Genomic DNA, 22577 nt, shown 5'->3' on the forward strand with positions numbered 1-22577 from the left:
ACTGATTTTATGTTAGACGGAATTTTACAAGGTCTATCGACCGCAGTGATGCCAATGAACCTGATGATGGTGATCATTGGTTGTTTTGTCGGTACCTTTATCGGCATGTTACCGGGTTTAGGCCCAATCTCGGCCATTGCGCTGATGATCCCAATCACCTATGGCCTAGAGCCCTCTTCGGGCATGATTTTGATGGCGGGTGTTTACTATGGCGCGATTTTTGGCGGCTCAACCTCTTCTATTTTGATCAACGCTCCGGGCTGTTCTTCAACCGTAGTCACCGCGTTTGATGGCTACCCAATGGCGCAAAAAGGCCAAGCGGGTAAGGCGCTTGCTTTGGCCGCTTACGCCTCGTTTACTGGCGGTACACTATCGGCTATCATGCTGTTAGTGGCGGCACCTGCACTGGCCACCGTGTCACTCAGTTTCCAATCCTCAGACTATTTCGCGCTGATGTTGGTTGGGCTTTCTGCGGTAGCGGCTTTTGCGGGCAAAGGACAAGTGATCAAAGCATGGATGATGACCATCCTTGGCTTGATGCTCTCAACCGTCGGCATTGATAAAGGCGTTGGTGTAGAACGATTTACGTTCGGCCTGACTGATTTAATGGATGGCTTCAGCTTCTTGCTATTGGCGATGGCGACCTTCGCTTTGGGCGAAACATTGATGGGCATTCTCAAGCCGGATCAAGACAACAGCGCCGAAGAGCAAGAGCGCATGAGCAACATTGGCTCGATGAAAGTGACTCGTGAAGAGATCAAAGAAGCGGCTCCCGTCTCCATTCGTTCTTCTATTCTGGGCTTTTTTACCGGTGTTCTACCGGGTGCAGGCGCAACCATCGCGGCTTTCCTCAGCTACGGCATGGAGCGCAATTTGGCACCGAAAGAGAAACGCGAAGAGTTTGGTAAAGGCAGCATCCGTGGCCTTGTCGCGCCTGAGTCGGCCAACAACGCAGCCTCAAGCGGTTCATTTGTGCCACTGCTAACGCTAGGTATTCCTGGCTCGGGCACCACAGCCATCATGCTTGGCGCGTTGATCGCTTATGGTATTCAACCGGGTCCTCGCTTGTTTGTTGACCATCCGGATGTGTTTTGGTCGGTGATCATCTCCATGTACGTCGGCAACATCGTACTGCTGATCCTGAACTTGCCGCTGATCCCGTACATCTCGCGCTTGCTGGCAGTACCAAGAACCGTACTGTTACCGATGATTCTGTTCTTCTCTATCACCGGCGTTTATTTGGTTTCATTTAACACCATGGATGTGTTTGTGATGCTGCTGGTGGCGATGGGAGCGATTGCGCTTCGTCTTGCCAACTTCCCACTCGCCCCTCTGCTGCTTGGCTTTATTTTGGGTGGCTTGATGGAAGAAAACTTACGCCGCGCATTGATGATTTCAGATGGACAGATCAGCTTCTTGTGGGAACGTCCGTTAACACTGGCCTTCACCGTGATTGCGATTTTGATGGTTAGCAGCCCGCTATTAGGTGCGATCTACCAGAAAATCAAGCCCAACACGGCAAAGTCGAACGTCCCCCAAGCAACCAAATAACAATAACCATCTCCATATTGCACTACGTTATACCGCCTCGATTGAGGCGGTTTTTTTGTTCGCGTTCGGCCTCAAACATGACGACTCAAAAAGCCGTCAGCATGATGGTCATTTCATCCTCATAGAGCCCTTCTCTTGCCGATGGCATAGGCGTATTTTCGAACTGTAAGCGAAAGCGTGTTTCACGCTGCTGATGAGGACGCAAGTAATGTGGTGCGTTTAATCTTAGCGGCTGACCATTAAGAGAAGTGGCATACGGAATTTTATAGCGTGCATTTTTAACGTTGACCATGTCACCTTGGTTTAGCGAGTCCAGTTCCAATTTGACACTGCCATTGCTCACCACAATCACATCGAGTTGACGTTGATTCTTTTCGGTTAAGTTGCCCATATCAATACTGACGTTGGTGCCAGACACCGAGACATGTGCTCCCTGACGGCTTTCCACTCGCGCCCTTACAAAAGGTTTAACTTGGTAATTGAGAGACACGGCTCGACCAAACTCGTTACCAGCCGCCTTGACTTTAAACTCAAAATCACTTTGATATAGCCCAGAAAGTAGCACTTTTCCTTGAGGAATATGTACCCAAAACTCACTTCTCTTTCGACCATGGAGTGGTAAAATAAAATTGCCTTGCTGATCACGATGCAGGCTTTTTCTTTGCCCATCCAATAGGCTAGACGCCACTGCGCCTTGAGGCCCAACAATCGGCGCCTTCCAGCCGTTTTTGGCGTGAATCACCAATTGAGGAGAGCAAGCGAGCAGCGCCCCTTCCAACTCAACATAGCCTTGGAACCACAATGCATTATCGGAACTGCTTGCGTTGTCCACAGGATGACTGGACAACTGCACAACAAATTCGCCTTGGCAGGCTTGCGTTGCAGGCTCTGCCGCTGCCAGAGGCTGGGAAACAAAACAGATCAGAGTGCCAAACAACACCCGTGTGATGCGCCGAGTGAGAGAGTTATCCATCTTCTCCTCCTTACCAATTTAATGTGCTGATTTGTCCATCAGCACCACGTTAATCTGACCAAGATTGATCAAGCTGTTGTCTGACTCAGGGATCACAATCCACAAAGTTTCAGCGCTTAAACCTGATAGTTCTAAACGATACTCTCCGGGAGCGATGCCTTGAATGTAGAATCGACCTTGTTGATTGGTAAAAAACGCCATTCGTTTGTCGTCCACTATCAGGCTCGCTTGACGATAGGCGATCGCTTCACCTTCGGTTGTCGTCAAAAAACCCGTTACCGTGTACGAGGCATCCGAGCCCATGATGAGTCGATACCCTGTCGCAGCCCCTGGCGACACATCGACTTTTCCCGAACCCCAGTCATAACCCAGCGGGGCGTTGTGCACGTTGTACTCGATGATATTGATGCCATAAGGCTGCGAAATCGAAATCAAACCGTTAATACGTGGTGTGGCCAGCGCGGTGGCTCTCCCTTCGCTATCCACATCCAAATACGCGGTCGCATCCGTCAAAGCGGGATGCATGCTCGCCACCATAAAAGGCCCAGAAAGCGCTCGGCCCCATCCCCATTCACCGTCCACCATACCAAGACTGGTCGCGAGCCTGACGGAACCTTGATACTGCGCTTGGTCATCGAGGCGGTTTTGTTTTCGAACAAGCTCGCTTTCCACTCGAAAACGGTTGGCCGTATAACTGAGCATGGCTTTTTGACTCTTGATGCTTTGGTCCTGCTCCGTTTCAATACGCACGCCAATGTCATCGACATAGTTGAGCCCTTCGTTGTTGAAGTAGAGTCGGCTTCGCTCCGTCAAACTGTTGTACGACGCCCCAATACGGTGGCTCTCTTGTTCTGAATACCAGTTGTATTCAAACGTAAACAACAGACGGTTATCGCCCTCAACATATCGCGCTGACTCTTCATACTCTGAACCAAGGCCAACGGTAAGCCCTTTGTGACGCCAGTTAAGCAGCACAGAGGTCTGCACTTCGTCCTCTTTTTCGTCAAAAAGGGTGTAGCGACCTGTCAACGTGAGATCGACAGCGTCGCTGATTTGCCAAAAATAGCTGCCCAAAATCTGAGAATACTGATTCCCCTCTTCCCCCACTCTCCACGGTTTGCTTTGAAATTGCTCGGAATACTCATACGCCAGGCGCAAATTGGGAGATTGACTCTCGCCATTACCAATCACGCTATTTTCATAGTCCAGAGAAGCTATCCAACCTTGCTCTTGAGTGTGGCTCCACGAAAAACGACTGGTGATATTTCCCAAGCCACTGCTGACCGTGGCCAGCATTCCGATCACGCCGCCCTCTTTTGCCCACAGTGCATTGCTGCCCAAAGTGAGCCAATCTGCCACCCCATACTCTAAATAGCCAGTCGCCAGCCATGCGTCTTCATATTTAATGCCTTGCTCTTGGTAAACAATCGGTCGGCCAACCGAAAAGGCGTAATCCAGCAAACCTTGTTGCAAAAGGCGCGCATTGTAGAACTGAGTAAAGGTCAGTACCTCTTGGCGGCCAGAAAGGTAATTCACCACGACGGTGATCTCGTTCGCACCATTATCTAAAATCAAGTTCTGCAAGTTGTACCTTCCAGCCTCTAAGCGGCCAGAGGAGACTCGCTCTCCATTCACATACACTTCAACTTCTGCCGATTCTTGCAGCAACAACTGTTGGCTGCTTTGCGGGCTGATCGAGCGTTCAGGCTGTAAATCGGCGTAACGGCTTTCTACGGTAAATCCCCCCAATGCCAATCCATAAAGATGGCCGGACTCACCACTGAACACATCGCCTACCGATGCGCGAAGTGGCAGATCAGGATCGTCGTAAAACGCCAGCCATTCTCCGCGAACGTAGTCGTGACTCTCCTCATCCATTTGCAGGTGATTGGCCAGTTGAAGATTAATGCCAGAGACGCCACCCACGTTCATTTGGCTTAGCCAGTCGATGCTCGAATACCAGCTTTCACTCTCATTTTGCCAATGGCGGTTGTAAGCAAAATTGAAGCTGTTGAGCCAGCTGACACTGCCACTCGCCGATGCTTGAAAAGACGGATATTGTTGTGAAGCATTCAAGGTGCGTTCGCTTAAAGCCTCTTGCGGCAGCATGAGGTCAATGGTGAGTGACTCTAAGTTGAGGTGAAAATTAACGCCAAGCGCGCGCCATTTGTCGACGTGGATAAAATCACCACTTTGGTGTGCAAATCGCTCACGCCACCAAGCGTCGGAAATTCTGTCTGCCAATAGCACATTTAGCGCCTCTGCTGACACAGATTTCAGCGTCATGCCTTCAATTTCAATCGGCAATTCGCCCAATTGCGTCTCGGAATACCAAACTGGCAATGAAAGCCGATATTCCGCACAAAACCCGCTCACCGGGCATAAACAGAGAAATAGGAATGCATACCACCATCGCTGCATGATCGACCTACTTGGCCCCTAAGGCCGTGATTACTTGACCAGCAAAGATTGCACATTAACGACAACACTTTGATTTGGAACCAAATATTGCATTGGCAATAGCGGTTCTAACTCAACCCAAGACCAGTTCATCTTCTGATTGTGCCAAGTGACTTCATGGCTCAGTTTGGTCAGCTCAAGCACACTGGTGCCTTCATTACGAATGGTTAACTGTGCCGCGTCATTCTCGCCTTGAGTCAAATGGCTTGAATAGTCAGTTCGAACATCCTGAGGTGAGACAAAAATCAGTGCGCCAATGCGGAAAAGCATTTGAATGCTGTCGTTACTGGATTCATTTTTTAGTGGCAGTTGACTGGCGATTAAACGATAGGACGCCGCGCTTTGCTTCGGCTCCCCAATGTATTGCACTTTAATGCTCTGCGATTTGCCAGGTTGAATCAGCACTTGTGGTGGAAACACCATTAGCTCATCGGTTTCTGACAAGGTTTCATTGTTGTTGAGCGAGACTTCTCTTTTGATTGGAATGAGTTCCACTGGTAGTGGAGCAAGAGAGGTATTGGTGATTTTGAAAAAAACCGTGGTTCCTTTACCGGCATCGTCCAAAAACTGCACCATAGGGAACAGCTCAAATGCCAGTGTTTGACCATGAAAGAATGAGAACAATATCGTCAATAAGCAAATCCGTTTCATACGACACCTCAATTAAAGGGGGACATGTCGTCCCCCACAAAGTGAATTACATATGGTAGAGCGATACCCACATGTAGCCTTCGTATTTACCCCAACGAGCGCCTTTATGAGGAAGCGATCGGATGGTCAATTTGTGTTTGGATGACATTTGCTTGTCAAGACTGTTGCTGACATCAATGGTGTCGACGATACGTGCTGCCATGGTTTCCGTTTCTGCATCTTTCACTGACACTTTGTCGTTGAATGAATATTCCATTGGAATTTCATCGCCGTTGCCGTTCTTAAACGCATATGGATCTACCAGCAAAGTGCCTTTTGTTCCGTAAGAGTTGCACCAAGCTTTAAACGCGAAAGTTTTTTTATCTGACTTTTGCGTCAAATCGAAATTTAGCGTTTCGAGCTCTTCACTTGCTCTCATTTCACAGCGCTTAGGCACTTCACCGCTAAACTTCACCAAAAAGTCAGCGCGTGCTTCGTCACTCACAACCCAAGAATTAGCGGCTGCGCCTGCGGAATAAAGAAGGGTTAACGCGACACAAGTTGCTAAACGTTTCATGATTGTTCTCCTTTACATAGTGTTCCTGCGGTGTAGTTCGTTCGTTGCAAGTTAAATTTACGCACATACGACGTTTTTACCATCGGTCATCTGACCAGTTAGAAACACGCAAAGGGATGAGGAAGGGCTAATTAGAAGGAAAAATTGATTTAAAACAAACAATATACAAAGAACTTGGCAGGAACTCGTCATTCCACTGCATTCTCTTTCTTGGACTGAATCAGAATATGAAGCTCTGAATCCTAGAAATTGAGTCATTTGGGTATATAGAACTACTCAATCATTAATGTCGCTAATTGCGATCGGCTTTGTTTTCCTGTTTTACATAAAATATGTGATACATGACTTTTGACTGTACTTAAACTGACATTCAATTGTTCTGATATTTCTTTATTGGAATACCCCTGAAGCAAATAAAGAAATACTTTTTGCTCTTTGCCTGACAGTTCATATTTGCTGCCAATCACATCCACTGAACAACTGGATGTAGCTTGAGTACGAACAATATTACGCAGCGCATAAGACATGGCTTCTCGACTGAACCACAATTGACCCGACGCCACCATTCGAATGGCTTTATGTAAGTTTTCCAGCGTTTTTTCTGCCTCTAAAAAGCCAAACCAGCCAAGTGAAATCAGCCCTTTCACGCCATCCAAGTCTTGCTGCGTCGCGTTGGCTAAGATCCACGCGCCACCGCGTGTAGTGGGAGAAATTAAATATTGAGAAGGATTTCCTAAGGTGAGGCGATCATAAATCACCAGCGTATTGTCACTTAATTGCCAAAGCGACTCTAGTGACGACTGCACCAAAAACTCATAATGGATAAAGGTATGTGATAATCCAGCAACCACTAACGCCGCCCACTCCGGATCTTTTGAAATAACCCATACCTTATGTGATTCCTTCATCGTAAATCCTTCCTGGAAATGAAAATAAAGTACTATCGAACTATAAGCCGTCTTTATGCATACTACTTTATTAGCAGATTTTGTTTTTGATTATCCTCACAATCCTTTTTTATTTATATAGAACTCATTTGTCATATCGCTTTATTTAAATGAAATTTAATAAAATCGGTTGTAACCCATATTTTTCTCGTATAAATAAAAACGCCCCCAAACAAGTCGCGTAAATAAAGAGCAGAGTTAAAAAATAAGAGTTAAGAGATAAGAGTTAGAAGATAAAGATACGTGATAACAAAAGACGTTCGATGACATCATTTTTGATGTCATCGACGAAAGAGGTCACTTTACTCATCAACAAGCAAAGCAAAAGAATAGGTGACGTTCATTCACATGCTTTTCGACGAGCGCGCCAAAAGAGCAATAAACCTAAAAGGCTAACCCAATTGACGCTGCCGCTACTTTCCGATCCTGCACAGCCTAGACCCACCTCTCCACCGCCAACACTGGCAGACGTATTACTCGAACACTCGTTGGTTTGGCCTCCACTCTCAGTGGTATTGTCATCTGGCGTTTCTTGGCTAGCCGTCGTCATAAACGTGGGTTTAGTGATTTGCTGATCGGGGGGTGTTGCCGAATCAGTGTAAGCACTTATCCAATCGAGATAGGTCACCACATTGGTATACCAAGTGGGATAAGTGACCGAGCTACAAACGGTATTGATCAAAGGCGATGCACTGATGATACCCACTTGGAACTGATTTCCCACACCATCCGACCACACTAGTGGCCCACCAGAATCCCCCAAACACGCACCGTGACCGTAGGTTTCATTGCCAATATGAATTAGCTGCTTTGGCAGCGTACACAGTTTGGTCACATCGGCTGAAGAGGCAATATAGAGCGGCAACGTGTTGGCTTGCTCCAACATATCGAAGCAATCCGCAATGGGAACCATCGCGATATCGGCCTGTTTAAGTGGAATCACCTCAGGAATGGGCGGTGGCGTGTCAACACTTGGCGAGTTAGGAATATCAGTCCCCCATCCTAATACCAGCGCGTTTTCGTTTCGTATGGCATCGTCCCAGCTTGCCACTTGCGTCAAAAAATCTTGATAACTGGTTGTATTAATTAAGGTGACTGGTGTGGCTGGTAAGTCCCGTTTCACTCTAATAAGCGCTAGGTCATTCTGATAAGCCGTACTGACTAGCTCCTCTCCTTGAGCCGTTTGCTTGGTGGTTCTTAAAGGCATGTAATCTGGATGGATCACCACATGGGAGACATCATAAATGTGTTCCACTTGTGACTGAAACAGGTCGAGAATGCCTGCTCTCACGGTGACTTCTTTTAACGCCACGATCTCGTAATTAGTAAATGACTCGGGGTTACTATCTGACGTTTCTTGAGTCGATTTGGACTGAATTAAGCAGTGAGCCGCGGTTAAGACCCAACGCGAGTTAATGATGGTGCCTCCGCATCTGGATTGCTCCGCAAACGAGCTGGCATCCACACTCACCACATAGTTTTCACTGGAATCGATACCCGCCACAATCGCTTGCGCCATCATAGGCAAGCACAGCGCTATGACACCAACTGACAGTTTTGTTTTCATCGCATTGCTTCCATATGCATCTTTATCCATAAAAGAATAAGACAAGGTTGGAAAATTCGCCTGTTGAGATCACTGTTTTTCATAATATTAATGTCTGTTATGTAATCAGTTTGTTAACTTGAGGAAAGCAGAACGTCGACAACGACTCTACAACGTCAGGGATAAAGGGATAGAAGGATCGCTCACAACACATGGACATCATTTTGCTTTTCTTTGCCGGGGTTTTTGGTGGCATGCTCAACTCTATCGCGGGAGGTGGCAGCTTCATCACGTTCCCAGCGCTTATGGCGGTGGGAATTCCCCCAGTGGTGGCCAATGCAACCAATACGTTCGCTAGTTGTGCTGGTTACATTAGCGGTGCATGGGGATATCGTCGTGAGCTCTATGCGCAAAAAAACATTCTGCTCAAAACCATCGTCTGTAGCCTTCTCGGCGGCATGCTCGGTGCCTTTCTATTGCTCAATACCAGTGAGTCAGACTTCTTAAAAGCCATCCCTTGGCTATTACTGTTTGCGACCATACTGTTTGTGTTTGGCGGTAGAATAAACCAAGCAATCGGTCATCGTGCCGACCGCCCTAAGCACCCAATCATTCTTTGGCTGCCCGCGCTCTTTTTGGTCCTTGTTTCCGCGTATGGTGGATTCTTTAACGCAGGGTTGGGCATTGTCACGTTGAGTTACCTTACGCTTTCTGGACACCGCGATATCATTACGATGAACGGTTTAAAACTGCTGATTTCCACCAGTGTTTCGTTGATCGCCGTGATCATCTTTATCTTCGATGGTTCAATTGATTGGTGGAATGGCTTCATTGTCATGCTGGGCAGTTTACTCGGTGGCTATGTTTCTGCGGTTGTCGCGCGACGCCTCAATAAACTTTGGGTCCATCGTTTTGTTACCGTGACTTCTTTTGCCATCACGGGCTACTTCTTTGTAAAAATCTATGCATAGCGACCATTAATCCTTACACAGCTCCAAGTTATCTCTGCAAACGAATGCAACTTATTTGCAACAATGGCACAGCTCACTTAATATTGAGCCAATTATTAAATTGAACAGCCACTCTACGACGCAGGAATGCTTCGTTTTCATTAATCACTTTTAAGGATGTAAAGTGTTATGACTCCGCTTTCTTTTAAGAACAAGATAATTGCGCTGATTATTGCCATTATCTCGCTCACCATCATCACCTCTTACTTTAGCGCTAACTATTTTATTAGCCGTTACATCCAAGACACTGACAGTAAAAACATCACGCATAATGTGGATCTGATTCAGCGCAAGCTGGAAAACGAACTGAACGGTAAATTGGCGCTGGCAAACAGTCTCAATTTCAGCATGATGGACATCAGTGAAACCAAGGAAAGCTCTGGTTTTGACAAGATCATTAAAATCGTCAATGGCTACGCATTCGATGACAGTGGAAACATGAGCGAGGAAGATGCCCAACAGTACATCAACCTGGCCGAGTCGCATGGTGATGCCACGGTAGTGAGCCCCGTGAGTATGCTCAATGGAGAACCTTCCATTACCTTTTCACTCAAACGTATTGATGATTCGGTTGATTTCTTTGTTCTCAATCTGGGTCAGTTTAGTCAAGTCATCGCCGATTATGCGGCAGAAGGCAGCTACGCTGAATTGCTCGCCAATGGCAGCGTTATTTTTAGCAATAAACAAGGCAGCAACTTAACCCCCATCGCCCGACCAGTGGAATTTGCAGGCCAACGCTGGGAACTTATCGGCTACATCGATCTGGATAACATTCAGTCGAATACTGACCAACTCAACTGGATGATCACCCTCGCGCTCTTGGTGTGTGCCGCGGTCATCATCGTCTCCAGCGTCATTCTTTTGCAGGTTTCCTTTAAACCGCTTAGCCGCCTCAACTCGGTGGTGGCTGATCTTTCTCAAGGCAACGGCGACCTAACCCAACGTTTGGCCATTGAATCCAAAGACGAAATTGGCCAAATCTCTCACTCAATTAACCTGTTTATTGAAAAATTACAGCAGATGTTCATTGAAGTGGCCGATTCCTCCAAAGAAATCGACCACGCCGTCGTGAATTTAAGTGAACAGTCGCGATCAAACCTTCACACGCTTAATCAGCATACCCAAGAGACAGAACAGGCCATTACCGCGATTGAAGAGATGAGCGCCAGCGCTAATTCCATTGCGCAAAGCGCCGACAACGCCGCGCACCTGACAGAGACCACCACCCGTTATGCTGATGAGTCAAAACAAACGGTGACGGGTGCAGTGGAGAGCGTGAACGGATTGGTGACTCAAGTGGTGGCAATGTCAGACACCATTACGCGCATGAGTGATGATACCAAGCAAATTAGCACTGTCCTTCAGGTGATTGGTGATATCGCCGAGCAAACCAACCTACTCGCGCTCAACGCAGCGATCGAAGCGGCTCGCGCTGGTGAGCAAGGCCGAGGATTTGCTGTTGTCGCAGATGAAGTACGCGCATTAGCCGCGAGAACGCAGCAAAGTACCGCTCAAATTAACGAAATGCTGGCGAAGTTGAAAAGCACAACCGAAAACGTGGTTAACGAGATGGGCTCCACTCGGACTCGTTGTGAAGAGACCGCAGAGCGAACCAACCATGTGATGGATTCGCTGAATGTGGTCACCGACTCAGTCGCAGAGATCAACAACCTCAATACTTTGATGGCAACATCGGCCATGGAGCAACGACAGGTGACACAAGAAGTGAGCAAAAACATGGCAGCGATTCAGGAAATCGTTCGCCTGCTCAACGAAAATGCCGCGCAATCGACCTCCATCAGCGATGAGTTGCAAAACACCTCTCATGCGTTAACCGATGTAGTCGGCCGCTTTCGCGTACAGTAGCGTCTCCCTCTCTTTCTTAAAGCCCCCTCTACCCGCATTAATGGTGGAGGGGGATTTTTCTAATTTCCTGATTTCAAAGAAACTGTGCAGAGGTGCACATCATTTTGCATCTCCGTTCTCATTAACCACATTTTCTATGATGAAATTCTAACTTCATGATATTTTTCGTTAATCACATGTAGCATTTTTGATACATTTTCAGCTGTTAGTTGCGAGGCAGGTTCCATTTTTATTTGGAACAGCCTGTAAAAGGAACAGAAGCCCCATGTTAGATTATCTCGCGATGAACAGCATCGCCGCTCAAGATAAAGACATCGTCACCATACTCGATGAACTCTTCCTGCATTGTGTCGAGCGCTATCCCACATTCAGTCGTTTTTCGGTGGCGCTCCTCGGTGACAAAAAAGCCTCCAACTATTATGTGCAGGATCGCCTGCTCTCTAAGCAAACGTCCCAGCAGTTGGATTATGTCGATCATGAGTTAAGGATTGACTCTGCACTCACGGGTCTTGCCTACAACAACAGCATTCGCATCGTGGATAATTTAAGCACCATGGTGCAAACTGAGCGTGTCTCTCGTTTATTGAGCATCGGCCACCGTAGTAGCTATACCGTTCCACTGAACTACCGCAATAAAACTCTCGGCTTTATTTTTTACAACGCGGCGACATCAAGCTTCTTTTCAAACGACAATATTCAAAAAGATTTTGCCTTTCTTTCCAATCTTGTCGCGCACCTTTTTATTCATTTACATGAAAACCAAAAGCACTTTCAATCGGCCCTCTCCATTGCGCTGAACATGGGCCATGCTCGCGATCCTGAAACCAAAGAACACCTCATTCGCATGGGTAAGATCAGTGAATTGCTGGCACGATTACTGGCCCATCAGAAACCCGAGATTACCCACCAATTCATCCATCGCATTCGCCTTTACGCGCCATTTCACGATATTGGTAAGTATAAAATTCCCGATCACATTCTCTTTAGCGATAAACGTTTTACTGCCGAAGAGCGTCAGATCATGAATATGCACACTATTTATGGGGAAGAGATGATTGAAGAAGTCATCCATTTGGCCAACGCTGAACTGGTTTCTGATGACGAAGTGGCTTTTATCAAACACATTGTTCGTCACCATCACGAAGCCTTTAATGGTGAAGGGTTGCCCGATCAACTCGCAGAACAATCCATTCCACTAGAAGCACGAATTGTCACGCTGGCCGACGTGTTTGACGCACTACTGAGTCGCCGCGCCTATAAGCCCGCGTGGTCGGTGGATGCGGTTATGGACTACATAAGAGCCAACACTGGTCGTCTGTTTGATCCTGAATGCGTTAGTGCCTTAATCGATAATTTGGAACAGTTCCTCGCTATTCGCGATAGGTATCTCGATCAAGAAGAACTCCCTAAAGGATGTGTGGCTTAACCTTGTGTTAAGCCATTTTCTCTCCATGTAAAAGCGTATTTTCCCTCACTTTTTGTTTCTTTCTTCTTTCAGTTTTCTCTCTCACTTCATTAAAGCTTCATTTTTCTGCCATCTAGTTTGCACGTTTTTGCAACATTTCTCCGCCAGCATAGCTTCAAACGAAACAACATTAGTCTCGTACGAAAGCAAAAGGAACATTCAAATGAACAAGGTATGGGTTAACGGACTTCTCTGCGCTGCGGTGTCTGGCGGTTTTTCTGCAACAGCGTTTGCGACCACGGAAATTACTTGGTGGCACGCGATGGGCGGCCAACTGGGTGAAACGGTCAATCATTTAGCGACTGAGTTCAACGCCTCACAAAATGAATACAAACTGACACCGGTTTACAAAGGTTCGTACACCGAAACACTCACCGCGGGCATTGCCGCGTTTCGTGCGGGCCAAGCACCCAACATTCTGCAAGTGTTCGATGCGGGTGCCGCGACCATCATCAACAGCAAAGGGGTAGCCAAACCTGTCCAAACGCTAATGATTGAGTCAGGCTACCCATTCAGCGCACAAGATTACATTGCTGGCGTACGTAACTTTTATGCTGATAGCCAAGGTAAAATGATTGGTATGCCTTTCAACAGCTCAACCCCTGTGCTGTATTACAACAAAGACATGCTGGCCGAAGTAAACGCCAAAGCACCGCAAACTTATGAACAGCTTGAGCAAGTCGCCGCGAAGTTGGCTTCTAAAGGCAAAGCTGGCTTTTCTCAATCTCTCACGCCTTGGATCATGTTTGAGAACTTCAAGTCTCGCCATAACTTGCCTCTGTCCGATAAACAAAACGGCTACCAAGCCCTTTCTACCAAGATCATGTTCAGCACCGACGACATGCTGATGCACGTGAAGAAGTTGAAAGAGTGGTCAGACAAAGGCTACTACAAGTATTACGGCAGTGATTGGGATGCGAACCAAACCCCATTTGAGCGTGGTGAAGTGGCAATGTGGATGGGCTCTTCTGGTTCATTTGGTGGCTTGCGTAATCGCGTGAAGTTTAACTTGGGCACAACGTATCTGCCTTACTGGGAATCCATCACACAAAAGCCGACTCACACCTTTATTGGAGGCGCCGCGCTGTTTGCCTTAAACGGCCATAGCTCCAAACAAGATAAAGGCGTCGCCGCTTTCTTTGATTACCTCACCAAGCCAGAAACACAAATGTACTGGCACAAAACCACCGGTTACGTACCTGTTACGCAAGCCGCCTATGAACTGACGAAGCAATCTGGCTACTACCAAGAAAACCCAGATGCAGAAGTGGGGGTAAAACAGCTTAGCCTGCCCGATGGCGAGTGGACCAAAGGTTACCGTTTAGGCTACTACCCACAAGTTCGTGAAGTGATGCACCGTGAATTTGACAACATTTTCTCTGGCCGCTCGACGGTAGAAAATAGCTTAAACAAAGTGGAAAACGAAAGCGAAAAACTGCTTAACCGCTTTGCTCGTACCGTGCAATAACCCCTTTGCCGCCGGCTCTCTGGAGTCGGCGGCATTTTTTTATTTCCGTTTTACATAGAGAATTACCGTGGAACGCCGACAACACTTTTCCCACACTCCGCTCCCCTATCTGCTGCTGGCGCCGCAGATAGTGATCATCGGGGTGTTCTTTATCTACCCCGCCGCACAAGCCATTTACCTCTCGTTTATGTTGGAAGACCCATGGGGCCTCTCTTCCACTTTTGTTTGGTTTGAAAACTATCAACTGCTGTTCACCTCGAGTGATTATTTGGAATCCTTAGGCTTTACCTTACTGTTTTCCGTGTTGGTTTCGTTTCTTTCGCTCGCGCTCGCGTTGTTGTTGGCGGTGAAAGCAGACAACATCATTCATGGCCAAGGCCCTTATCGCATCACCTTAACGTGGGTTTACGCTGTCGCCCCTGCCGTCGCGGGGATCATTGGCGGCTTTCTGTTTAACCCTCATATTGGCGTGTTAACGGATCTCTTCGAGCGCCTTGGTTGGCAGTTTAGTTTTCAAACCGATCCGGTCGACGCCACGATTGCATTGGTGCTGGTTTCGGTGTGGAAACAGGTTTCCGTCAACTTTGTCTACTTCTTAGCGGGGCTTCAGTCCATCTCTTACGCCGTGCGAGAAGCCGCACTGTTGGACTGCCAAAGCGACAACAAACGTTTTTGGACCATCACCTTTCCGCTGCTTGCGCCAACGGGCTTTTTCCTTTTGGTGATCAACCTAACCTATGCCTTCTTCGAAACCTTTGGCGTAATTGACACCATGACCAATGGTGGTCCGGGCGGCAGCACCACATCATTGGTGTACAAGGTGTATCGCGATGGTTTTGTCGGTGCAGACCTTGGCGGTAGCTCCGCACAATCGGTCGTACTGCTGGTATTGGTGCTGCTGCTGACATGGCTGCAATTTCGTTTTGTCGAAAAACGCGTTCATTACTAGGGAGCAAGTATGAAAAGTAATCGACTCTCTGATCACTTAATTTTGATCGCTGGCGCACTCTTTATGTTGCTGCCACTTTGGCTGATCTTCGCCAGCTCCACCCACAACCCAAACACCATCGTCTCGGAAGGATTGCAATGGACGCTAGGAGACAATCTGCAAGCGGTTTACGCCGAGGCATGGAACAAAAGTTTGGGCTTTGCTGGTAATGTGACCGCTCATACCATGATCGTCAATTCCATGATCATGGGGCTGGGTTTCGCGATTGGTAAAATTATCATCTCGATGATGGCAGCGTACGCACTGGTTTATTTTCGTCTACCCTATTCGACCGCGTGGTTTTGGCTGATCTTCATCACACTGCTGCTGCCGCTGGAAGTGCGTATCATCCCTTCTTATGAGGTGGTTTCTCGCTTAGGCATGCTCAATAGCTACACCGGTTTAGTGTTGCCTCTTATCGCCTCCGCCACTGCCACGTTTTTCTTTCGTCAGTTTTTTAAAACCATTCCTGATGAACTGCTTGAAGCGGCACAACTCGACAACGCAGGGCCGATACGATTTTTTATCGATATTTTGTTCCCTCTGTCCAAAACCATGATGGCCGCTATCTTTATCATCATGTTTGTCGTGGGTTGGAATCAATATCTCTGGCCAATCATGATGACCACCGATGAGCAGTACAACACCATCGTCATGGGCATCAAACAGATTCTCAATAACATCAATGAAACCAGCTTACCTCGTTATGACTACGCCTTTGCCATGGTGATCCTCGCCATGTTGCCACCTGTTTTGGTGGTGGTCATCTTCCAGCGTTGGTTTGTTAAAGGATTAGTAGAAAGTGAAAAATAATCAGAACTCCAATATTCATCCGATTCGCCGCTCAATTTCTGCGGAGCCAATAATGCTAGACATTCAACAACTGGTAAAAACATATGAAAATGGCCACCAAGCGGTAAAAGGTGTCGACCTGGCGATCCATCAAGGCGAATTTATTGTCTTAGTCGGCCCATCGGGATGTGGAAAATCGTCAATCTTGCGCTCTATCGCTGGGCTAGAAGCGATCACCTCGGGAGAAATTCACCTTGCAGGTCGACGCGTCGATAACGAAAAGCCCGCCAATCGTGATATCGCCATGGTGTTTCAAAACTATGCACTCTATCCGCATATGAGTGTGTACGACAACTTGGCGTATGGGCTGAAAAATCGTGGCGTCAATAAAGCCACCATCGCGGAAAAAATTGTCAAAGTCGCCAAAACGCTCAAGATTGAAGAGTATCTCGATCGTAAGCCCGCCAAACTCTCTGGCGGCCAACGTCAGCGTGTGGCGATGGGACGAGCGATTGTTCGCGATCCGCAACTGTTCCTATTTGACGAGCCCCTCTCCAACCTCGACGCGGCCTTGCGTGCTCACATGCGGCTGGAAATCAAAAAATTGCAGCGAGAGCTTGGCGTCACTAGCGTCTACGTCACCCATGATCAGGTGGAGGCAATGACCCTTGCCGACCGTATCGTGGTTCTCAAACAAGGTGAAATTGAACAAATTGGCACGCCCGCAGAAGTGTATCACCAACCTGCGAGCACCTTTGTCGCCAGTTTCATTGGTAGCCCTGCGATGAACTTCCTAGCTGCCTCAATCCGTGACGGGAAATTGCAATTGGCGGGAAAACAGTGGTCAGTACCATACGATGCCAACTTAAACTGCAACACACTCACGTTGGGCATTCGCCCCGAACACGCCTCACTACAACCCGTCGATGATGCCATCGAGCTGAGTCTCAACATCCAAGTGGTTGAACCCTTGGGCCCAAATCAATTGGTGCATGGCAAAATTAATGGTGAGTATGGTGACGAAGACTTTATTGCGGTTACCGCAGAAATGCCGCTGACCATCGGTGACAATCTGCCAATTTGGGTGCGCGTTGAACAGTTGCATCTCTTTGATGAACAAGAAAAACGCATTCCGATCTCAGCTCAATCGTCGTCTGTCGATGCGCGTCAGCAACAGAGACAACAGCAATGAGGCTGGCAGTGAGCTTATCCACTCGACAAAAACAGATCCTCGCGTATTTGCAGCAAACCCATGGGGTACTTTCCAGTGCCCTGCTTTCTGAGCGTTTTGATGTGTCGGTGCAAACCATTCGCAAAGATATGAATGACTTGAGCGATAAAGGCATGGTGCGTCGTGTGCATGGAGGCATCTCACTTCCCAGCGCTAATGACAATCTCTCTTTTACCAATCGCGATCTAATCAATCTCTCCGCCAAGCAGCGTATCGCGCAAAAAGTGGCGCTTGAATTGCCAGAAGGCAGCAGCATTTTCTTAGGCATTGGCACCACACCTAAACAGGTTGCGCAGGCCTTATTGGATCACCCAGGTTTAACGGTGGTGACCAACAATCTCAACGCCGCACTGACACTCAGTCGCAACCCCAACATCACCTTGCATCTAGCTGGAGGGCTGGTGCGACACTCTGACGAAGATACGGTTGGCGAAGTGACCACACGTTTTTATCGCCGCTTCAACATTAAAATTGGCATCTTCGGCGTCGGTGGCATGACACACAATGGGCAACTGCTCGACTTCACCCCCGAAGAAGCGAATCTCACTCGCGCTATTATTGAATGCAGCGAGCAATGCTGGTTGGTTGCAGACAAAAGCAAATTAGGGCGCTATGCTCCGGTAGTAAGCGGTGAACTGTCTGAAATGCAAAAGCTTTTTGTGGATGAAATCACACCCGAGTTTCTTCAGCTGTGTCAGGATCACCAAGTTACGCTCATCCCTTCTCGATGAGGTGTGATTGAATTAAGGAAACCCAATGCCTCCAATGATTGTCGGCCACCGTGGTGTGGCTGGTTCTTACCCTGAAAATACCCGAGTTAGCGTCCAAGCCGCGATTGATCTTGGCCTAAGCTGGGTTGAAATAGATGTACAACCGACCAAAGATAATGTGTTGGTCGTCTGCCACGATCATACGATTGATCGCTGCAGTAACGGCAAAGGCCGTGTCGATGCTTACAGTTTGAAGGAACTGCAAGCGTTCGATTTTGGAGGATGGTTCGATGAAGCATTTACTAGCGAACCAATCATGACCTTGGAATCGTTGCTCAATCTGGCGGCAGAATACGATTTAGGGCTCAATATCGAAGTGAAAGTCGACAACCACGATGTGGCTGAAGTGGCTTTGAATCTGAAAAACCTTTTGGATAAAAGCCCCCTGACCGCCGATAAAATTCTGCTCTCGAGTTTTAGTCACGACATCATCTTACAGCTTCATCAGCACTGCCCTGGTTACAAGCTCGGCGTGCTCAGTGAGCGATTGTCCCAACGAGACCGGCAAGTGCTCAAAGAAGTCAACGCATTTAGTTGCAACCTCAACTACCGCTGGATCACAGAAAAACACATTCGCGATTTAAAAACAGGCGGATATCAAATTTGGTGCTATACCGTTAATCAGGCAGATAAGTTCCGCTATCTCGACAAAGTGGATGCCATCTTCTCTGACTATCCCGAACGTTTTATCTAGCGTTCTCCCCTATCGAACCACTCGTTTTCGGATGAGTGGTTTCAAAACATGACCTTACTGTGAATGTTTAAACAGAATTTACCTATCAAAGGAATAGAGACAACGAATTAGATAAAACCCTACATAAGACATAGGATTAGTTTCATCAAGGTGCAGCACTCGTCGTCAACTGATTCTTCGGCGTTCTGACACCTCCCTTAGAATAATGCGACCGACAAGGAGCAACACATGGAACACAAACCTACCCACACCAGCGGCCAATGCCCAGTAATGCATGGCGGCGCCACTTCTTCAAACTCATCCAATGTCGCTTGGTGGCCAAAGGCCCTCAATCTCGACATCCTTCATCAACATGACCGTAAATCCAACCCAATGGGGGCTGATTTCAGTTACCGTGAAGAGCTCAAAAAACTGGATGTTGAAGCACTGAAACGCGATCTCAAAGCGCTGATGACTGACAGCCAAGATTGGTGGCCAGCAGACTGGGGACACTACGGCGGTTTGATGATCCGTATGGCGTGGCACTCAGCTGGCTCTTATCGTGTGGGTGATGGCCGTGGTGGTGCGGATACCGGTAACCAACGTTTTGCTCCGTTGAACTCTTGGCCTGATAACGCCAACCTTGATAAAGCGCGACGTCTACTTTGGCCAATTAAGCAAAAGTACGGCAACAAAATTAGCTGGGCTGATTTGATGATCCTTGCCGGTAACATGGCGTACGAATCAATGGGTCTGAAAACCTTTGGCTTTGCCTTTGGTCGTGAAGACATCTGGCATCCAGAAAAAGACATTTACTGGGGTGCAGAGCAAGAATGGTTAGCGCCATCTGGTGCAGAAAACAGCCGCTACTCTGGTGAACGCGACCTAGAAAACCCGCTTGCTGCTGTGATGATGGGCCTTATTTACGTTAACCCTGAAGGTGTGAATGGTAATCCTGACCCACTAAAAACAGCCAAAGACATGCGTGTGACTTTTGCTCGCATGGGGATGAATGATGAAGAAACGGTCGCGCTGACGGCGGGTGGTCACACGGTTGGTAAAGCACACGGTAACGGCAACGCAGCAAACTTAGGTGCCGATCCAGAAAGTGCGGATTTGGAAGAGCAAGGCCTAGGTTGGAACAACCATAAGTCGCGCGGTATTGGTCGAGACACGGTGACCAGTGGTATTGAAGGCGCATGGACGACAAACCCAACACAATGGGATAACGGCTTCTTCCATCTGCTATTTAGCTACGATTGGTGGTTACAGAAGAGCCCAGCAGGTGCTTGGCAATGGGAACCAGTGAACATCAAAGAGGAAGACAAACCGGTTGATGTGGAAGATCCAACGATTCGCCACAACCCCATCATGACCGATGCAGACATGGCGCTGAAACTGGACCCAGAGTACCGTAAGATTTCTGAGCGATTCCACAAAGATCCCGCTTACTTCTCTGAAACCTTCGCTCGCGCCTGGTTTAAGCTGACTCACCGCGACATGGGACCAAAAGCTCGCTACTTTGGCCCAGATGTCCCTGCAGAAACGTTGATTTGGCAAGATCCAGTTCCGACTGGTCGTAAAGACTACGACGTAGATGCAGTGAAAGCGAAAATCATCGCCAGTGGTTTGAGCATCGGCGAAATGGTTTCAACCGCATGGGATAGCGCACGCACTTTCCGCAACTCAGATAAACGTGGTGGTGCCAACGGTGCTCGTATTCGACTTGCGCCACAGAAAGATTGGTTAGGCAACGAACCAGAAAAACTCGCGAAAGTGCTTAATGTCCTTGAAGCAATTGCCTCTGAGTTCAACATCAGTGTTGCAGACACCATCGTGCTTGCAGGTAATGTGGGTGTTGAGCAAGCCGCGAAAGCCGCTGGTATTGCAATCACCGTTCCGTTTGCAGCAGGTCGCGGCGATGCCACCATTGAGCAAACCGATGTGGAATCTTTCGAAGTCCTTGAGCCGATTGCAGATGGCTTCCGCAACTGGCAGAAACAACACTATGCGGTCAACCCTGAAGAATTGCTGCTGGATCGAGCTCAATTGTTAGGTTTAAGCGCCCCAGAGATGACGGTATTGATTGGTGGTTTACGTGTACTAGGTACAAACCATGGCGGTACTAAGCACGGTGTGTTTACCGACAATGTCGGTGCACTAAGTAATGACTTCTTTGTGAACTTGACAGACATGCGTTACACCTGGAAGCCAACCGGTCGCAACTCTTACGACATCGTCGAGCGTAACAGCGGCAATGTGAAATGGACAGCTACTCGTGTTGACTTAGTATTTGGTTCCAACTCTATCTTGCGTGCTTACGCTGAAGTGTACGCTCAAGATGACAACAAAGAGAAGTTCGTGAAAGACTTTGTGGCCGCTTGGACTAAAGTAATGAACGCGGATCGCTTCGATATCTAATCGAATCACTTATCAGACTTGCACTCAAAGCCCCCTAGCTTACATGCTCGCTAGGGGGCTTTTTTTTATGAAAACTTACTGCGAAACGCAAAATAGACGGCGCCAACCAAACACAAACCAGCCCACAGGTAATCTAGTTTCAGTGGTTCACGTAAATAGAACACAGAGAACGGCACAAAAACCATCAAGGTAATCACTTCTTGTAGAATTTTAAGCTGGCCTACATTGAGTGCAGTGTATCCAATGCGGTTCGCGGGTACTTGGAGAAGGTATTCAAAAAGTGCGATCCCCCAACTCACCAATGCTGCAATAATCCATGGTTTATTGTTCAACTCTTTGAGATGGGCATACCAAGCAAATGTCATAAAAACATTGCTACAAATTAATAAGCCAACACTAACAACAATAGGGTTCACTTCTACTCTCGCCCACAAAAAATTCGTTTAGATAAACTTTCTCTAAATACCAACGAAAAACGGGTGCTCTTTCGAGCACCCGTTTAGTATTCTTCTCGTGGTTAAACCACAAGTAAAATAAGCTTAGATAACTGTAACGTTAGAAGCTTGTGGGCCTTTTTGACCTTCTTCAACGTTGAAGCTTACTTTCTGACCTTCAGCAAGAGTTTTGAAGCCTTCAGAAACGATAGCACGGAAGTGTACGAATACATCTTTGCCGCCGTTGTCTTGAGAAATAAAACCAAAACCTTTAGTCTCGTTGAACCATTTTACTGTACCAGTCATTTTACCAGACATAGTGACCTCTATTAAAAATTTACATTAAACATTTCTGGCTATTACAAGTGCATGAATGGTCTATCGAGAGAAAGTTTACGCAGGTTTAACGAGGTATATCGAGAACTAACTGAGAAGGAACTTTTACTTAATCTAACACATGCACTCTTTGTAAGAGCTGAGCAACACTATACTTGGTTCTTGGAAAAGAACAAGTGTTTTTAACAAAAAGAATGAAATCGTTTACCTTTGGCTATCTTACCGCCAGATAAGAAAATTATTTTTTCTGTAATTACTGTCGTTTTGTCTCGTTACAATCTCATTTTTGCTTCAAACCAAAAGGCCATATCTATTTATTCCTTTGAAAACAGCATGATAATGAATGACATATGAGTTTAAACTTCACTAGAGTGCAAGTTAAATAGGAGCGAACACAAGCAATAGAACATTCTTTCTTCAATTTGGTCACTTAAACAAC

Annotated in this window: 19 protein-coding genes; 11 read left to right on the forward strand and 8 right to left on the reverse strand. The window is 47.3% G+C overall.

Annotated elements, in window-relative coordinates; all coding sequences use genetic code 11:
• Positions 1–9 precede the first annotated feature (9 nt).
• Positions 10–1551 carry a tripartite tricarboxylate transporter permease gene (locus PQQ36_RS10195; protein WP_013571909.1) on the forward strand — a complete coding sequence of 514 codons (1542 nt, stop codon included), beginning with the start codon at positions 10–12 and terminating at the stop codon, positions 1549–1551.
• An 85-nt stretch (positions 1552–1636) separates the two neighbouring features.
• Here PQQ36_RS10195 and PQQ36_RS10200 read toward each other — a convergent pair whose 3' ends face one another.
• The 6 genes from PQQ36_RS10200 to PQQ36_RS10225 all read right to left on the reverse strand — a co-directional run bounded on the left by PQQ36_RS10200 (position 1637) and on the right by PQQ36_RS10225 (position 8705).
• Positions 1637–2524: a hypothetical protein gene (locus tag PQQ36_RS10200; RefSeq protein WP_263199177.1), complete on the reverse strand. Its 888-nt coding sequence runs from the start codon at positions 2522–2524 to the stop codon at positions 1637–1639.
• Between the two features lie 18 nt (positions 2525–2542).
• Entirely contained in the window at positions 2543–4945 is a 2403-nt protein-coding gene (locus PQQ36_RS10205; RefSeq protein ID WP_263199174.1) for a pilus assembly protein PapC, read from the reverse strand.
• Between the two features lie 30 nt (positions 4946–4975).
• A complete protein-coding gene (locus PQQ36_RS10210) occupies positions 4976–5635 on the reverse strand; it encodes a fimbria/pilus periplasmic chaperone (protein WP_038939045.1) in 660 nt (219 codons plus the stop codon).
• Positions 5636–5681: 46 nt separating this feature from the next.
• Entirely contained in the window at positions 5682–6191 is a 510-nt protein-coding gene (locus PQQ36_RS10215) for a hypothetical protein (protein WP_011080581.1), read from the reverse strand.
• 272 nt (positions 6192–6463) lie between these two features.
• Entirely contained in the window at positions 6464–7099 is a 636-nt protein-coding gene (locus tag PQQ36_RS10220; protein WP_263216838.1) for a helix-turn-helix transcriptional regulator, read from the reverse strand.
• Positions 7100–7478: 379 nt separating this feature from the next.
• Positions 7479–8705: a trypsin-like serine protease gene (locus PQQ36_RS10225; protein WP_108693888.1), complete on the reverse strand. Its 1227-nt coding sequence runs from the start codon at positions 8703–8705 to the stop codon at positions 7479–7481.
• Between the two features lie 191 nt (positions 8706–8896).
• On the opposite strand from PQQ36_RS10225, the gene PQQ36_RS10230 reads away from it, so the two are divergent.
• The 10 genes from PQQ36_RS10230 (at position 8897) to katG (ending at position 21368) form a co-directional block, all read left to right on the forward strand.
• A complete protein-coding gene (locus PQQ36_RS10230) occupies positions 8897–9655 on the forward strand; it encodes a sulfite exporter TauE/SafE family protein (RefSeq protein WP_039553474.1) in 759 nt (252 codons plus the stop codon).
• 168 nt (positions 9656–9823) lie between these two features.
• Complete coding sequence (locus PQQ36_RS10235; RefSeq protein ID WP_039553471.1) at positions 9824–11560, forward strand: methyl-accepting chemotaxis protein; 1737 nt, start codon at positions 9824–9826, stop codon at positions 11558–11560.
• A 265-nt stretch (positions 11561–11825) separates the two neighbouring features.
• Entirely contained in the window at positions 11826–12986 is a 1161-nt protein-coding gene (locus PQQ36_RS10240) for an HD-GYP domain-containing protein (RefSeq protein ID WP_043877149.1), read from the forward strand.
• 202 nt (positions 12987–13188) lie between these two features.
• A complete protein-coding gene (locus tag PQQ36_RS10245; RefSeq protein WP_011150144.1) occupies positions 13189–14493 on the forward strand; it encodes an extracellular solute-binding protein in 1305 nt (434 codons plus the stop codon).
• Between the two features lie 67 nt (positions 14494–14560).
• Complete coding sequence (locus PQQ36_RS10250) at positions 14561–15442, forward strand: ABC transporter permease subunit (protein ID WP_103185812.1); 882 nt, start codon at positions 14561–14563, stop codon at positions 15440–15442.
• Between the two features lie 9 nt (positions 15443–15451).
• Positions 15452–16294 (forward strand): sn-glycerol-3-phosphate ABC transporter permease UgpE, encoded by an 843-nt coding sequence (gene ugpE, locus PQQ36_RS10255; protein WP_130341341.1) that lies wholly within the window; start codon positions 15452–15454, stop codon positions 16292–16294.
• Complete coding sequence (locus tag PQQ36_RS10260; RefSeq protein ID WP_273661143.1) at positions 16284–17465, forward strand: sn-glycerol-3-phosphate import ATP-binding protein UgpC; 1182 nt, start codon at positions 16284–16286, stop codon at positions 17463–17465. Before ugpE ends, PQQ36_RS10260 begins: the two co-directional genes overlap by 11 nt.
• Positions 17462–18235, forward strand: coding sequence for a DeoR/GlpR family DNA-binding transcription regulator (locus PQQ36_RS10265; RefSeq protein ID WP_011080591.1), 774 nt, complete (start codon positions 17462–17464; stop codon positions 18233–18235). The genes PQQ36_RS10260 and PQQ36_RS10265 overlap by 4 nt, the downstream gene beginning before the upstream one ends.
• Before the next feature lie 25 nt (positions 18236–18260).
• Positions 18261–18968 carry a glycerophosphoryl diester phosphodiesterase gene (locus PQQ36_RS10270; RefSeq protein ID WP_085760939.1) on the forward strand — a complete coding sequence of 236 codons (708 nt, stop codon included), beginning with the start codon at positions 18261–18263 and terminating at the stop codon, positions 18966–18968.
• 228 nt (positions 18969–19196) lie between these two features.
• Complete coding sequence (gene katG / locus PQQ36_RS10275) at positions 19197–21368, forward strand: catalase/peroxidase HPI (protein WP_273661144.1); 2172 nt, start codon at positions 19197–19199, stop codon at positions 21366–21368.
• 65 nt (positions 21369–21433) lie between these two features.
• On the opposite strand, the gene PQQ36_RS10280 is transcribed toward katG, so the two are convergent.
• Positions 21434–21784, reverse strand: coding sequence for a DMT family protein (locus PQQ36_RS10280; RefSeq protein WP_011150137.1), 351 nt, complete (start codon positions 21782–21784; stop codon positions 21434–21436).
• Positions 21785–21907: 123 nt separating this feature from the next.
• Positions 21908–22120, reverse strand: a complete 213-nt coding sequence (gene cspE, locus PQQ36_RS10285) for a transcription antiterminator/RNA stability regulator CspE (RefSeq protein ID WP_011080595.1) — start codon at positions 22118–22120, stop codon at positions 21908–21910.
• Positions 22121–22577: the final 457 nt, after the last annotated feature.

It is taken from the genome of Vibrio sp. CCUG 15886, assembly GCF_028570825.1.
Taxonomy (GTDB): Bacteria; Pseudomonadota; Gammaproteobacteria; order Enterobacterales; family Vibrionaceae; genus Vibrio; species Vibrio vulnificus_B.

Bases quoted from the DNA above. Each gene is read 5' to 3' on its own strand.
- PQQ36_RS10195 (WP_013571909.1), top strand. From the start codon at position 10: ATGTTAGACGGAATTTTACAAGGTCTATCGACCGCAGTGATGCCAATG.
- PQQ36_RS10200 (WP_263199177.1), bottom strand. From the start codon at position 2,524: ATGGATAACTCTCTCACTCGGCGCATCACACGGGTGTTGTTTGGCACT.
- PQQ36_RS10205 (WP_263199174.1), bottom strand. From the start codon at position 4,945: ATGCAGCGATGGTGGTATGCATTCCTATTTCTCTGTTTATGCCCGGTG.
- PQQ36_RS10210 (WP_038939045.1), bottom strand. From the start codon at position 5,635: ATGAAACGGATTTGCTTATTGACGATATTGTTCTCATTCTTTCATGGT.
- PQQ36_RS10215 (WP_011080581.1), bottom strand. From the start codon at position 6,191: ATGAAACGTTTAGCAACTTGTGTCGCGTTAACCCTTCTTTATTCCGCA.
- PQQ36_RS10220 (WP_263216838.1), bottom strand. From the start codon at position 7,099: ATGAAGGAATCACATAAGGTATGGGTTATTTCAAAAGATCCGGAGTGG.
- PQQ36_RS10225 (WP_108693888.1), bottom strand. From the start codon at position 8,705: ATGAAAACAAAACTGTCAGTTGGTGTCATAGCGCTGTGCTTGCCTATG.
- PQQ36_RS10230 (WP_039553474.1), top strand. From the start codon at position 8,897: ATGGACATCATTTTGCTTTTCTTTGCCGGGGTTTTTGGTGGCATGCTC.
- PQQ36_RS10235 (WP_039553471.1), top strand. From the start codon at position 9,824: ATGACTCCGCTTTCTTTTAAGAACAAGATAATTGCGCTGATTATTGCC.
- PQQ36_RS10240 (WP_043877149.1), top strand. From the start codon at position 11,826: ATGTTAGATTATCTCGCGATGAACAGCATCGCCGCTCAAGATAAAGAC.
- PQQ36_RS10245 (WP_011150144.1), top strand. From the start codon at position 13,189: ATGAACAAGGTATGGGTTAACGGACTTCTCTGCGCTGCGGTGTCTGGC.
- ugpE (WP_130341341.1), top strand. From the start codon at position 15,452: ATGAAAAGTAATCGACTCTCTGATCACTTAATTTTGATCGCTGGCGCA.
- PQQ36_RS10265 (WP_011080591.1), top strand. From the start codon at position 17,462: ATGAGGCTGGCAGTGAGCTTATCCACTCGACAAAAACAGATCCTCGCG.
- PQQ36_RS10270 (WP_085760939.1), top strand. From the start codon at position 18,261: ATGCCTCCAATGATTGTCGGCCACCGTGGTGTGGCTGGTTCTTACCCT.
- katG (WP_273661144.1), top strand. From the start codon at position 19,197: ATGGAACACAAACCTACCCACACCAGCGGCCAATGCCCAGTAATGCAT.
- cspE (WP_011080595.1), bottom strand. From the start codon at position 22,120: ATGTCTGGTAAAATGACTGGTACAGTAAAATGGTTCAACGAGACTAAA.